This is a genomic window from Pseudomonas sp. P7779, from assembly GCF_013386315.1.
Classification (GTDB): domain Bacteria; phylum Pseudomonadota; class Gammaproteobacteria; order Pseudomonadales; family Pseudomonadaceae; genus Aquipseudomonas.
In genome coordinates, this window is record NZ_JACARZ010000096.1 from 16887 (window position 1) to 31428 (window position 14542).

Sequence of the window (14542 nt, forward strand, 5' to 3'; positions counted from 1 at the left end):
TCATGCGATGTCTGAATCTCCCGGAAAACTTCGACTCGGCGCACTGGTTGCACTTGTCGTGGGTTCAATGATTGGTGGCGGGATCTTCTCACTGCCGCAAAACATGGCGGCCAGCGCCGATGTCGGCGCGGTACTGATTGGTTGGGTGATCACCGCCGTGGGCATGTTGACCCTGGCGTTCGTGTTCCAGACCCTGGCCAATCGCAAGCCCGACCTCGACGGCGGGGTCTATGCCTACGCCAAGGCCGGGTTTGGCGACTACATGGGTTTCTCATCCGCCTGGGGTTACTGGATCAGTGCCTGGTTGGGCAACGTCGGCTATTTCGTGCTGCTGTTCAGCACCCTCGGTTACTTCTTCCCCATCTTCGGCGAAGGCAACACCCCGGCGGCGGTGATCGGCGCGTCGGTGCTGCTGTGGGCCGTGCACTTCCTGGTACTGCGCGGGATCAAGGAAGCCGCGTTCATCAACCTGGTCACCACCATCGCCAAGGTGGTGCCACTGGTGCTGTTTGTGTTGATCGCGCTCTTCGCGTTCAAGCTGGACATCTTCACCGCCGACATCTGGGGCGTGAAAAACCCGGACCTGGGCAGCGTGATGAACCAGGTGCGCAACATGATGCTGGTCACCGTCTGGGTGTTCATCGGCATTGAGGGCGCAAGCATCTTCTCGTCCCGCGCCGAAAAACGCTCCGACGTCGGCAAGGCCACGGTGATTGGTTTTATCACCGTGCTGCTGTTCCTGATGCTGGTGAACGTGCTGTCCCTGGGGATCATGACCCAACCGGAATTGGCCAAGCTGCAAAACCCGTCGATGGCCGCCGTGCTGGAGCACGTGGTGGGTCACTGGGGCGCGGTATTGATCAGCGTCGGCTTGATCATTTCCTTGCTGGGGGCGCTGCTGTCGTGGGTGCTGCTGTGTGCGGAGATCATGTTCGCCGCCGCCAAGGACCACACCATGCCGGAGTTCCTGCGTAAGGAAAACGCCAACCACGTGCCGGCCAACGCCCTGTGGCTGACCAACGCCATGGTGCAGATTTTCCTGGTGATCACGCTGTTCTCGGCCAGCACTTACCTGTCGCTGATCTACCTCGCCACCTCGATGATCCTGGTGCCTTACCTGTGGTCGGCGGCCTATGCACTGCTGCTGGCGGTGCGCGGTGAAACCTATGAAAGCGCCCCGGGCGAACGCAGGAAAGACCTGCTGATCGGCGCCATCGCGTTGATCTACGCGGTCTGGCTGCTGTACGCCGGTGGCACCAAGTACCTGTTGCTGTCCGCCCTGCTCTACGCCCCTGGCGTGATCCTGTTCGCCATGGCCAAGCATGAATTGGGCAAACCGATTTTCACCAACGTCGAGAAGCTGATTTTCGCCGCAGTCGTCATAGGCGCCCTCGTGGCGGGCTATGGCCTCTACTCCGGCTTCCTGACCCTGTAATCATTGTTCACTGGAGGATCTGTAATGACCACGGAAAAAGTGAAGTACGGCGTACATTCCGAAGCCGGCAAACTGCGCAAAGTCATGGTGTGCTCCCCAGGTTTGGCCCACCAGCGGCTGACCCCAAACAACTGCGATGAACTGCTGTTCGATGACGTGCTGTGGGTAGCCCAGGCCAAGCGCGACCACTTCGACTTCGTGACCAAGATGCGCGAGCGCGACATCGATGTGCTGGAAATGCACAACCTGCTGACCGACATCGTCGCCATCCCCGAAGCGCTGGACTGGATCCTGGAGCGCAAGATCACCGCCAACCAGGTGGGCCTGGGGCTGGTCAATGAGGTCAGCTCGTGGCTGCGCAGCCTGGAGCCGCGCAAGGTCGCCGAGTACCTGATCGGTGGCGTGTCGGCCGATGACCTGCCGAGCAGTTTCGGTGGCAAGACCATCGAGATGTTCCGCGATTTCCTCGGCCACTCAAGTTTCATTCTGCCACCGCTGCCCAACACCCAGTTCACCCGCGACACCACCTGCTGGATCTACGGTGGCGTGACGCTGAACCCGATGTACTGGCCGGCGCGACGCCAGGAAACCCTGCTGGCCAGCGCCATCTACAAATTCCACCCCGAGTTCACCAACGCGGACTTCCAGGTGTGGTACGGCGACCCTGACCAGGAACACGGCAACGCCACCCTGGAAGGCGGCGACGTGATGCCGATTGGTAACGGCGTGGTGTTGATCGGCATGGGCGAGCGTTCCTCGCGCCAGGCCATCGGCCAACTCGCCCTGAACCTGTTCAAGCACAAGGCCGTGGAGCGTGTGATCGTCGCCGGCCTGCCAAAATCCCGCGCGGCGATGCACCTCGACACCGTGTTCAGCTTCTGCGACCGCGACCTGGTCACGATCTTCCCGGAAGTGGTCAACCAGATCGTCGCTTTCACCCTGCGCCCGGACGAGACCAAGCCCGGCGGCATCGACATCCAGCGCGAAAAAACCAACTTCCTCGACACCGTCGCCGCCGCCCTGAACCTCAAGGCCCTGCGTGTGGTGGAAACCGGCGGCAACAGCTTCGCCGCCGAGCGCGAGCAGTGGGATGACGGCAACAACGTAGTGGCCGTGGAGCCTGGCGTGGTGATCGGCTACGACCGCAACACCTACACCAACACCTTGCTGCGCAAGGCCGGTGTGGAAGTCATCACCATCAGCGCCGGTGAACTCGGCCGTGGCCGTGGCGGCGGCCACTGCATGACCTGCCCGATCATTCGCGACCCAATCGACTACTGATATTCAAACCCTGGCCGCCGCTCATAAGGCGCCGGCCAGGGGGATAACCTAAACAGAAGGAGATCCACCATGGCTTTTAATATGCGCAACCGCAGCCTGCTGTCGCTGATGCACCACACCACTCGCGAGCTGCACTACCTGCTGGACCTGTCCCGCGACCTCAAGCGCGCCAAATACACCGGCACCGAGCGTCCACACCTGAAGGGCAAAAACATCGCGCTGATCTTCGAAAAAACCTCGACCCGCACCCGTTGCGCGTTCGAAGTGGCGGCCCATGACCAGGGTGCCCACGTCACCTACATCGACCCGGTGTCGTCGCAGATCGGCCACAAAGAAAGCATGAAAGACACCGCCCGCGTCCTCGGCCGGATGTTCGATGCCATCGAGTACCGTGGCTTTGAACAGGAAATCGTCGAAGAACTGGCCAAGTTCGCCGGTGTGCCGGTGTTCAACGGCCTGACCGCTGAATTCCACCCCACCCAGATGATCGCCGACACCCTGACCATGCGCGAGCACAGCGACAAGCCGCTGCATGACATCAGCTACGCCTACCTGGGCGACGCCCGCTACAACATGGGCAACTCGCTGCTGATGATCGGCGCCAAGCTGGGCATGGACGTGCGCATCGGCGCGCCTAAAGCCCTGTGGCCCCATGCTGACTTCATCAAGCAATGCCAGGCATTCGCCGAGGAAAGCGGCGCGCGCATCACCATCACCGAAGACCCGAAGGAAGCGGTGAAAGGCGTGGACTTCATCCACACCGATATCTGGGTGTCCATGGGCGAACCGGTGGAAGCGTGGGACGAGCGCATCGAGCAACTGCTGCCGTACCAGGTCAACGCCAAGATGATGAAGGCCTCGGGCAATCCACGCGTGAAATTCATGCACTGCCTGCCGGCGTTCCACAACAGCGAAACCAAGGTCGGCAAGGACATCGCCGCGCGTTATCCAAACCTGGCCAATGGCGTGGAAGTGACCGAAGAAGTGTTTGAGTCCCCGGCCAACATTGCCTTTGAACAGGCGGAAAACCGCATGCACACCATCAAGGCGATCCTGGTGTCGGCGCTGGCGGATATCTAAACCAATACCGCTCCCACATTTGGCCCGGTGTTCACAACGCTGGATTCTGGAAGGACAACCTTATATGCGTATCGTCGTTGCACTGGGCGGCAACGCCCTTCTGCGCCGTGGTGAACCCATGACCGCAGACAATCAACGGGCCAATATCCGCATCGCCACCGAACAGATCGCCAAGATCCACAAAGGCAACGAGCTGGTGATTGCCCACGGCAATGGCCCGCAAGTGGGCCTGCTGTCGCTGCAGGCTGCCGCCTACACCCAGGTTTCACCTTACCCGCTGGATGTGTTGGGAGCCGAAACCGAAGGCATGATCGGCTACATCATCGAACAGGAACTGGGCAACCTGCTGGACTTCGAAGTGCCGTTCGCCACACTGCTGACCCAGGTGGAAGTGGACGCCAAGGACCCGGCCTTCCAGAACCCGACCAAACCCATCGGCCCGGTGTACTCCAAAGCCGAAGCGGAAAAACTCGCCGCCGAAAAAGGCTGGGCGATTGCCCCCGATGGCGACAAGTATCGCCGCGTGGTGGCCAGCCCACGGCCAAAGCGGATCTTTGAAATCCGCCCGATCCAGTGGTTGCTGGAAAAAGGCAGCATCGTGATCTGCGCCGGCGGCGGCGGGATTCCGACGATGTATGGCGAAGACGGCAAGCTCAAGGGCATTGAAGCCGTGATCGACAAAGACCTGTGCTCATCCTTGCTTGCCGGGCAACTGGACGCCGATTTGCTGGTGATCGCCACCGACGTCAATGCCGCCTTTATCGACTTCGGCAAGCCCACCCAGAAAGCCATCGGCCAGGCACACCCGGACGAAATCGAAAAGCTCGGCTTCGCCGCCGGCTCCATGGGGCCCAAGGTCCAGGCCGCCTGCGAGTTCGCCCGCCAGACTGGCAAAACCGCAGTGATCGGTTCACTCTCGGACATCGAAGCGATCGTCCAGGGCAGCGCCGGCACCCGCATCAGTACCGCAAAACCTGGCATCACCTACCTGTGAAGTAGAGGAGAAACGCCTATGGCTACCTTTGAACCTGGTCACCTGCACATCGAACGCCACGCGCTGAACAAGGATGACTACAGCTACAACCTGTGCATCGACTACGAAGTCAGCCAGGACCCAAAGGAAGGCAAGGGAATGCTCTTCAAGATGCACGGCACGGTGCAGGGCAAGGAGCTCAAGGAAGAGTTCTTCCTGCCCAAGGACCAGTCGTTCGACTTCGCCCGGCAGGCGATGAACATCGCGCAGAAGTACGGCATGCCGAAGATTGCCGTGCTCAATGGCCAGATGCACAAGCAGTACGATTTGATGTTTGAGGATGTGCGCCATCAGTTGGATGTGAAGCCTGGGGATCCGGTCAAACCCGAACACCTCGAATAACCCGATTTCATTAACACCGGCGAACCCTGTGGGAGCTGGCTTGCCTGCGATAGCGGTCTGACAGTCAATACCTTAATTGACTGATCCACCGCTATCGCAGGCAAGCCAGCTCCCACATTTTTGATCTCCATCACTGGTCAGGCATACTTGCCACCTCTCGCTCGCCAGAACCAAAAACAGCCCCATGCGTATCCACGTCAGCTTCATCGACCGCGTCGGCATCACCCAGGAAGTCCTGGCCTTGCTCGGTGGGCGCAATCTGAACCTGGATGCGGTGGAAATGGTTCCGCCCAACGTCTACATCGACGCCCCGACCCTAAGCGCCGAGGTACTGGAAGAGCTGCGTGATGCACTGTTCAGCGTGCGCGGCGTGCAAGCCGTGACCGTGGTCGACATCCTCCCCGGCCAGCGCCAGCACCTGCAACTCGATGCCCTGCTCGCCGCCATGACCGACCCGGTACTGGCCCTGGACAGCGCCGGCAAGATCCTGCTGGCCAACCCGGCGCTGATCGCCTTGTACGGTCGCGAACCCGCCGGGGAAAGCATCAACGAACTGTTCGACGACCCAACCCTGCTGGCCACCCTGCTGGAACACGGCTTTCGCCTGGCCCTGCGGGAAATCAGCGTCAACGGCCAGACCCTGCTGCTGGACGCCACGCCGATCACCGACGCCGGCGCCCTGCTGACCCTGTACCAACCCAACCGCATCGGCGAACAACTGTCGGCGCTGCACCATGACCACGCCGAAGGTTTCGACGCGTTGTTGGGCGAGTCTCCGGCGATCCGCACCCTCAAGGCGCGGGCGCAACGGGTGGCGGCGCTGGATGCACCGTTGTTGATCCAGGGCGAGACCGGCACCGGCAAGGAGCTGGTGGCCCGTGCCTGCCACGCCATCAGCGCACGCCACAGCGCGCCGTTCCTGGCCCTGAACTGCGCGGCGCTGCCGGAGAACCTGGCCGAGAGCGAACTGTTCGGCTACGCCCCCGGCGCCTTCACCGGTGCCCAGCGCGGCGGCAAGCCGGGGCTGATGGAACTGGCCAACCAGGGCACGGTGTTCCTCGACGAGATCGGCGAGATGTCGCCGTACTTGCAGGCCAAGCTGCTGCGGTTTCTCAACGACGGCAGCTTCCGCCGGGTGGGCGGCGACCGTGAGGTGAAGGTCAATGTGCGGATCCTCAGCGCCACCCACCGCGACCTGGAAAAGATGGTCAGCGAAGGCACCTTCCGCGAAGACCTGTTCTACCGCCTCAACGTGCTCAACGTCGAAGTGCCGCCCCTGCGCGAGCGCGGCCAGGACATCCTGCTGCTGGCCCGCTACTTCATGCAGCAGGCCTGCGCGCAGATCCAGCGCCCGGTCTGCCGCCTGGCGCCGGGCACCTACCCGGCGCTGCTGGGCAACCGCTGGCCGGGCAACGTGCGGCAATTACAGAACGTGATCTTCCGCGCCGCGGCCATTTGCGAAAGCAGCCTGGTGGACATCGGCGACCTGGACATCGCCGGCACCTCGGTGGCGCGGCAGAACGATGGTGAAGTCGACAGCCTGGAGCAGGCGGTGGAAGACTTCGAGCGCGGGTTGCTGGAGAAGCTCTATGTCAGCTATCCGTCCACGCGCCAGCTGGCCAGCCGCCTGCAAACCTCCCACACCGCCATTGCCCACCGCTTGCGCAAGTACGGCATTCCCAACAAGCCCTGACTGACTGCACGCGATCAACATGTGGGAGCGGGCTTGCTCGCGAATGCGTTGGGTCAGTCAATACATTCGGCACTGACATACCGCTTTCGCGAGCAAGCCCGCTCCCACATTTGATCTACGGCGCCCTCAAAAGCGACCTCCGCCTGTACTGAAAGCGCTACAGTGGAACGATATCAATACACACCGTCCCAGGCGTCGCGATGCAAGGCTTTGATCCTCATAGTCTTTTTTTCAACGGCCCAGCTGTAGCGATATCGCTACAACCACCTTCCGATCATCACCCGCCATAATCAGTAACTAATTGTTTTATAACGACAAAAAAACATTGGCCGCAATTTTGCTAAGCAACTCCCCATTATTCCAATCCCGTCCACCAGACGAATCTGGCCCTGAGGAGTTTCCATGAGCGAGTTGCGCTTTACTGAAGATCACGAATGGCTGCGCGCCGAAGCCGACGGCAGCGTGACCGTGGGCATTACCGCTTTTGCGCAGAACGCGCTGGGTGATGTGGTTTTCGTGCAACTGCCTGAGCTGCAGTCCTACGACAAAGGGGCAGAAGCCTCCACCGTTGAATCGGTCAAGGCCGCCAGCGGCGTATACATGCCATTGGACGGCGAAGTCCTCGAAGTAAACGACAAGCTGGACGGCAGCCCCGAGCTGGTCAACGAAGACCCGATGGGCGAAGGCTGGTTCTTCCGCTTTAAACCGGCTGATGCCGACGCAGTAGCTAAGCTGTTGGATCAGGATGCGTATGACCGCCTGATCAAAGCCAACGCTGAAGCCTGAGGAGCGCGCCATGACTAATCTGACCACCGCCAACGAATTCATCGCCCGCCACATCGGCCCGCGCCAGGACGACGAGCAACACATGCTCGCCACCCTGGGCTTTGATTCCCTGGAAGCCTTGAGCGCCAGCGTGATCCCGGAAAGCATCAAGGGCACCGCTGTGCTGGGCCTGAGCGACGGCCTGAGCGAAGCCGACGCACTGGCTTCGATCAAGGCGATTGCCGCCAAGAACGAGCTGTTCAAGACCTACATCGGCCAGGGCTACTACAACTGCCACACACCGTCGCCGATCCTGCGCAACCTCCTGGAAAACCCGGCCTGGTACACCGCCTACACGCCTTACCAGCCTGAAATTTCCCAGGGCCGCCTGGAGTCGTTGCTGAACTTCCAGACGCTGATCAGCGACCTCACCGGCCTGCCGATCGCCAACGCCTCGCTGTTGGACGAAGCCACCGCCGCTGCCGAAGCCATGACCTTCTGCAAACGCCTGAGCAAGAACAAAGGCAGCAACGCGTTCTTCGCCTCCGTGCACAGCCACCCGCAAACCCTCGACGTATTGCGCACCCGTGCCGAGCCGCTGGGCATCGACGTGGTGGTGGGCGACGAGCGTGAACTGACCGACGTCAGCGCCTTCTTCGGCGCCCTGCTGCAATACCCGGCCAGCAACGGTGACGTGTTCGACTACCGCGAACTGACCGAGCGCTTCCACGCCGCCAATGCGCTGGTAGCCGTGGCCGCCGACCTGCTGGCCCTGACCCTGCTGACCCCGCCGGGTGAGTTCGGCGCCGACGTGGCCATCGGCAGCGCGCAACGCTTCGGCGTTCCGCTGGGCTTCGGTGGCCCGCATGCGGCGTACTTCTCCACCAAGGATGCGTTCAAGCGCGACATGCCGGGCCGCCTGGTCGGCGTCTCCGTGGACCGTTTCGGCAAGCCGGCCCTGCGCCTGGCCATGCAGACCCGCGAGCAACATATCCGCCGCGAGAAGGCCACCAGCAACATCTGCACCGCCCAAGTGCTGTTGGCCAACATTGCCAGCATGTACGCCGTGTACCACGGCCCGAAAGGCCTGACCCAGATTGCCAACCGCATTCACCACCTGACCGCGATCTTCGCCAAAGGCTTGGGCGCATTGGGCCTGGCAGTTGAACAAGCCCACTTCTTCGACACCCTGACCATCAAGACCGGCGCGCAAACTGCTGCCCTGCACGACAAGGCTCGCGCCCAGCGCATCAACCTGCGTGTGGTCGACGGCGAACGCGTTGGCCTGTCGGTGGACGAAACCACCTCCCAAGCCGACATCGAAACCCTGTGGAGCGTGTTCGCCGGCGGTAAAGCCCTGCCGGACTTCGCCGCATTGGCTGCCAGCGTTGAAAGCACCCTGCCGGCCGCGCTGCTGCGCCAGTCGCCAATTCTCAGCCACCCGGTGTTCAACCGTTACCACTCCGAAACCGAGCTGATGCGCTACCTGCGCAAACTGGCCGACAAGGACCTGGCCCTGGATCGCACCATGATCCCGCTGGGCTCGTGCACCATGAAGCTCAACGCCGCCAGCGAAATGATCCCGGTGACCTGGGCCGAGTTCGGTGCCCTGCACCCGTTCGCCCCGGCCTCGCAAAGCGCCGGCTACCAGCAACTGACGACCGAACTGGAAGCCATGCTCTGCGCGGCCACCGGTTACGACGCGATTTCCCTGCAACCGAACGCCGGTTCCCAGGGCGAATACGCCGGCCTGCTGGCCATCCGTGCCTATCACCAGAGCCGTGGCGAAGAACGCCGCGACATCTGCCTGATCCCGTCGTCGGCCCATGGCACCAACCCGGCCACCGCCAACATGGCCGGCATGCGCGTGGTGGTCACCGCCTGCGATGCACGCGGTAACGTCGACATCGAAGACCTGCGTGCCAAGGCTATCGAGCACCGCGAGCACCTCGCTGCGCTGATGATCACCTACCCGTCCACCCACGGCGTGTTCGAAGAAGGCATCCGCGAAATCTGCGGGATCATTCACGACAACGGCGGCCAGGTGTACATCGACGGCGCCAACATGAACGCTATGGTCGGCCTCTGCGCCCCGGGCAAGTTCGGCGGCGATGTATCCCACCTGAACCTGCACAAGACCTTCTGCATTCCCCACGGTGGTGGCGGCCCGGGCGTCGGCCCGATTGGCGTCAAATCCCACCTGACGCCGTTCCTGCCCGGCCATGCCGCGATGGAACGCAAGGAAGGCGCGGTCTGCGCCGCACCGTTCGGCAGCGCGAGCATCCTGCCGATCACCTGGATGTACATCAGCATGATGGGCGGCGCGGGCCTCAAGCGCGCTTCGCAGTTGGCGATCCTCAACGCCAACTACATTTCCCGTCGCCTGGAAGAGCACTACCCGGTGCTGTACACCGGCAGCAACGGCCTGGTGGCCCACGAATGCATCCTTGACCTGCGCCCGTTGAAAGACAGCAGCGGCATCAGCGTGGATGACGTGGCCAAGCGCCTGATCGACTTTGGTTTCCATGCGCCGACCATGTCGTTCCCGGTGGCTGGCACCCTGATGATCGAGCCGACCGAAAGCGAATCCAGGGAAGAACTGGACCGCTTCTGCGACGCGATGATCGCCATCCGCGAAGAAATCCGCGCGGTGGAAAATGGCTCGCTGGACAAAGACGACAACCCGCTGAAAAACGCGCCACACACTGCCGCGGAACTGGTTGGCGAATGGAGCCACCCATACAGCCGTGAACAAGCGGTGTACCCGGTGGCGTCGTTGATCGAAGCCAAGTACTGGCCGCCGGTTGGCCGGGTCGACAACGTGTTTGGCGATCGCAACCTGGTGTGCGCTTGCCCGTCGATCGAGAGCTACGCGTAACCTGATGTGGGAGCGGGCTTGCTCGCGAATGCGGAGTGTCAGTTGATACATCTGGTGACTGACCCACCGCTTTCGCGAGCAAGCCCGCTCCCACATTGGACCGCGTACATCCGTTCAATAATAAGAAACCGGAGAACAACCATGTCTTTAAGCGTGTTCGACCTGTTCAAGATTGGCATCGGCCCCTCCAGCTCTCACACCGTCGGCCCGATGCGCGCTGCCGCTCGATTCGTCGAGGGACTGAAGCGCGACAACCTGCTGGGCGCCACCACCTGCGTCAAGATGGAGCTCTACGGCTCACTCGGCGCCACCGGCAAAGGCCACGGCAGTGACAAGGCCGTATTGTTGGGCCTGGAAGGCGAGCACCCGGATACCGTGAACACCGAAACCGTTGCCGCCCGCCTGTTGGAAATTCGCGGCAACGCACGCTTGAACCTGCTCGGCGAACACAGCATTGCGTTCAACGAGAAAGAACACCTGGCGATGATTCGCAAACCCCTGCCCTATCATCCCAACGGCATGATCTTCCGCGCCTTCGACGCCGCCGGCTTGCAGATTCGCAGCCGCGAGTACTACTCGGTGGGCGGCGGGTTTGTGGTGGATGAAGACGCCGCCGGCCACGACCGGATTGTCGAAGACGCCACGCCCCTGACGTTCCCGTTCAAAAGTGCCAAGGACTTGCTCGGCCATTGCGCCACCTATGGGCTGTCCATCAGCCAGGTGATGCTGACCAATGAAAGCGCCTGGCGCCCGGAAGCGGAAACCCGCGCCGGCCTGCTGAAGATCTGGCAGGTGATGCAGGATTGCGTGGACGCGGGCTGTCGCAACGAAGGGATTTTGCCCGGAGGGCTGAAGGTCAAGCGCCGCGCCGCCGCGCTGCACCGCCAGCTGTGCAAGCACCCGGAATCGGCGCTGCGCGACCCGTTGTCGGTACTGGACTGGGTCAACCTCTACGCCCTGGCGGTCAACGAAGAAAACGCCAATGGCGGGCGCGTGGTGACGGCGCCCACCAACGGGGCGGCCGGGATTGTGCCGGCGGTGTTGCACTACTACATGCGCTTTATCCCGGGGGCCAGTGAAGACGGCGTGGTGCGCTTCCTGCTCACCGCCGCGGCCATCGGCATTCTGTACAAGGAAAACGCCTCGATCTCCGGCGCCGAAGTCGGCTGCCAGGGGGAAGTCGGCGTGGCCTGTTCCATGGCCGCCGGCGCCCTGTGCGAAGTGTTGGGCGGTACGGTTTCCCAGGTGGAGAACGCCGCCGAGATCGGCATGGAACACAACCTCGGCCTGACCTGCGACCCCATCGGCGGGCTGGTGCAGGTGCCCTGCATCGAGCGCAACGCCATGGGTTCGGTCAAGGCCATCAATGCGGTGCGCATGGCCCTGCGCGGCGACGGGCAACACTTCGTGTCCCTCGACAAGGTCATCCGCACCATGCGCCAGACCGGCGCTGACATGAAAAGCAAATACAAGGAAACCGCCCGTGGCGGTTTGGCGGTCAACATTATCGAGTGCTGACGCCTATAAGCGCGTCCGCACGTTTTTCAGGAGCTGAATATGTCCACCGAAACCCTGTTGAAAACCCCGTTGCACGCCCTGCACATCGAACTGGGCGCGCGCATGGTGCCCTTCGCCGGCTACGACATGCCGGTGCAATACCCGCTGGGCGTGATGAAAGAACACCTGCACACCCGTGAACAAGCCGGGTTGTTCGATGTGTCGCACATGGGCCAGATCCGCCTGACCGGCGCCGGTGCCGCCAAGGCCCTGGAAACCCTGGTGCCGGTGGACATCATCGACCTGCCGGTGGGCATGCAGCGTTATGCGATGTTCACCAACGAGCAAGGCGGCATCCTCGATGACCTGATGGTCGCCAACCTGGGTAACGACGAACTGTTCCTGGTGGTCAACGCCGCCTGCAAGGACCAGGACCTGGCCCACCTGCGCCAGCACATCGGTGACCAGTGCACCATCGAGCCACTGTTCGAGGAACGCGCCCTGCTGGCCCTGCAAGGCCCGGCTGCCGTCAGCGTGCTGGCGCGCCTGGCGCCGGAGGTCAAGCACATGACCTTCATGCAATTCGCGCCGACCCGCCTGCTGGGCGTGGACTGCTACGTCAGCCGCTCGGGCTACACCGGCGAAGACGGCTTCGAAATCTCGGTACCGGCCGCGAACGCCGAGGCCCTGGCCCGCAGCCTGCTGGCCGAAACCGAAGTACAGGCCATCGGCCTGGGCGCCCGCGACTCCCTGCGCCTGGAAGCCGGCCTGTGCCTTTATGGCCATGACATGAACACCGAGACCACGCCGATTGAAGCCAGCCTGTTGTGGGCAATTTCCAAGGCCCGTCGTGCTGATGGCGCACGCGCCGGTGGCTTCCCGGGCGCCGATGCGATCTTCACCCAGCAACAAACCGGCGTCAGCCGCAAACGCGTAGGCCTGTTGCCACAGGAACGCACGCCGGTCCGTGAAGGCGCAGAAATCGTCGACGAACATGGCACCGTGATCGGCAGCGTCTGCAGCGGCGGTTTTGGCCCGAGCCTGGGCGGCCCGCTGGCCATGGGTTATCTGGACAGCGCTTTCATCGCACTGGATACCGAAGTATCTGCGTTGGTACGTGGGAAAAAGGTGCCACTACGTGTAAGTAAAATGCCATTCGTACCACAACGTTACTACCGTGGTTGATTGACTGTTCCTATAAGTAACGCGGTTGCGTTAACGTGCACTAATCTGTAACGCAACCGCCACATTAAAGTGCATTGACGATAGTCAATGTTATGTTCAGTCACCTATAACAAGTGACGAATTCTATCGAATAAACGCGTTCCACATTGTGGACAGAAGTGTAACGAGGCCGAGCAAAACCTGGGGTTTTGCCGGGGCTTGTTTTTTCTGTATTAGTTGGCGTAGAGTTTGCCCACTGTGTTTGCATGGGTCGCTTTGAACCTGGACCTGGGCAGTAGCCAAAGTTTGCTACAACCCGTTCGACGTCTCTTACTTTCCTGCAACCCAGCCCAGTACTCTTTCATGTGAAAGGGGCTGTCATTAATTTTTTTGCGTCAAGGAAATAAGAAAATGGCTGATCGTCAGAGCGGTACCGTCAAGTGGTTTAACGACGAAAAAGGGTTTGGTTTTATCACTCCAGAAAGCGGTCCGGATCTGTTCGTCCACTTCCGCGCTATTCAGGGCAACGGCTTCAAAAGCCTGAAAGAAGGCCAGAAAGTGACCTTCATCGCGGTGCAAGGCCAGAAAGGCATGCAAGCCGACGAAGTACAAGCAGAAGGCTGATCCTTGCTGCGACAAAAAGCCCCTGATATGACATCAGGGGCTTTTTTATGGGCGTTCTTCCGTAAAATGGCTTTTTTCCTGCCGAGAGCCATGCCATGTCGAAACACCTGCTGAGCCCCCAAGGCGAGTTTCCCGCCGTAGGCCTGGGCCGTCGTCTGGCAGCGATGTTCTATGACTTCCTGTTGTGCACCGCCCTGCTGATCGTCACGGCCTTCATCTACAAGCTGGTGTGGATGGGGTTTGTCGGTGAGGCCAAGCTGCGGGCGCTGTCTGAGTCTGGCGCGCTGGATGGTGATCCGCTGTTGTCGACGATTTTGTTTTTTGTGTTGTTTGGGTTTTTTGCCAAGTTCTGGACGCACTCGGGGCAGACCCTGGGGATGCAGGTTTGGGGGGTGCGGGTGCAGAACGCTGATGGGTCGCGGATTAGTCTGTGGCAGGCGTTGTTGCGGTTTGTGGTGTCGATTGCTTCGTGGTTGTGCCTGGGGCTTGGGTTTATCTGGTCGTTGTTCGACAAGCAGAAACGTGGCTGGCATGACATTTATTCGGATACGCGGTTGGTGCGGGTTCCGAAGAAAAAGAAGTAGGTTTTCAGGTTGGGGGCATATCCGTTGCTGCGGTTATGGCCGCTATTGGTTCCGCTTTTACAGCGGCTCACTTTTGAAAAGCGCAAAAGTAAGCAAAACGCTCTTGCCCCACCACTCGGCTCCTCGCCTAGGCTCGGAGTGCCCTCACTCCGGCTTTGGACCGTGG

The 14542-nt window shown here is 61.3% G+C and carries 12 protein-coding genes; all 12 read left to right on the forward strand.

All coding sequences use genetic code 11. The annotated features are described in order from the left end of the window. Nucleotides 1-7 precede the first annotated feature (7 nt). Entirely contained in the window at nt 8-1435 is a 1428-nt protein-coding gene (gene arcD / locus HX869_RS25635; protein ID WP_003220056.1) for an arginine-ornithine antiporter, read from the forward strand. 24 nt (nt 1436-1459) lie between these two features. Next, nucleotides 1460-2716, forward strand: a complete 1257-nt coding sequence (arcA, locus tag HX869_RS25640) for an arginine deiminase (protein ID WP_003220054.1) — start codon at nt 1460-1462, stop codon at nt 2714-2716. Between the two features lie 69 nt (nt 2717-2785). Further along, a complete protein-coding gene (locus HX869_RS25645; RefSeq protein ID WP_003220053.1) occupies nt 2786-3796 on the forward strand; it encodes an ornithine carbamoyltransferase in 1011 nt (336 codons plus the stop codon). A 64-nt stretch (nt 3797-3860) separates the two neighbouring features. Next, nucleotides 3861-4790, forward strand: coding sequence for a carbamate kinase (gene arcC / locus HX869_RS25650; protein WP_087692649.1), 930 nt, complete (start codon nt 3861-3863; stop codon nt 4788-4790). Between the two features lie 18 nt (nt 4791-4808). Then, on the forward strand, nt 4809-5171 hold the full coding sequence (locus HX869_RS25655; protein WP_003220051.1) for a DUF5064 family protein: 363 nt from the start codon (nt 4809-4811) through the stop codon (nt 5169-5171). A 184-nt stretch (nt 5172-5355) separates the two neighbouring features. Then, entirely contained in the window at nt 5356-6864 is a 1509-nt protein-coding gene (locus tag HX869_RS25660; protein ID WP_102605962.1) for a sigma-54-dependent transcriptional regulator, read from the forward strand. A 402-nt stretch (nt 6865-7266) separates the two neighbouring features. Beyond that, nucleotides 7267-7650 carry a glycine cleavage system protein GcvH gene (gene gcvH, locus HX869_RS25665; protein ID WP_003220049.1) on the forward strand — a complete coding sequence of 128 codons (384 nt, stop codon included), beginning with the start codon at nt 7267-7269 and terminating at the stop codon, nt 7648-7650. A gap of 10 nt (nt 7651-7660) precedes the next feature. Continuing rightward, nucleotides 7661-10507, forward strand: coding sequence for an aminomethyl-transferring glycine dehydrogenase (gene gcvP / locus HX869_RS25670; RefSeq protein ID WP_003220048.1), 2847 nt, complete (start codon nt 7661-7663; stop codon nt 10505-10507). A gap of 141 nt (nt 10508-10648) precedes the next feature. Further along, nucleotides 10649-12025: an L-serine ammonia-lyase gene (locus HX869_RS25675; RefSeq protein ID WP_178903830.1), complete on the forward strand. Its 1377-nt coding sequence runs from the start codon at nt 10649-10651 to the stop codon at nt 12023-12025. 39 nt (nt 12026-12064) lie between these two features. Next, complete coding sequence (gene gcvT, locus HX869_RS25680) at nt 12065-13189, forward strand: glycine cleavage system aminomethyltransferase GcvT (protein ID WP_003220046.1); 1125 nt, start codon at nt 12065-12067, stop codon at nt 13187-13189. A 390-nt stretch (nt 13190-13579) separates the two neighbouring features. Then, complete coding sequence (locus HX869_RS25685) at nt 13580-13792, forward strand: cold-shock protein (RefSeq protein ID WP_003220045.1); 213 nt, start codon at nt 13580-13582, stop codon at nt 13790-13792. Between the two features lie 95 nt (nt 13793-13887). Beyond that, nucleotides 13888-14376: an RDD family protein gene (locus HX869_RS25690; RefSeq protein ID WP_003220044.1), complete on the forward strand. Its 489-nt coding sequence runs from the start codon at nt 13888-13890 to the stop codon at nt 14374-14376. Nucleotides 14377-14542: the final 166 nt, after the last annotated feature.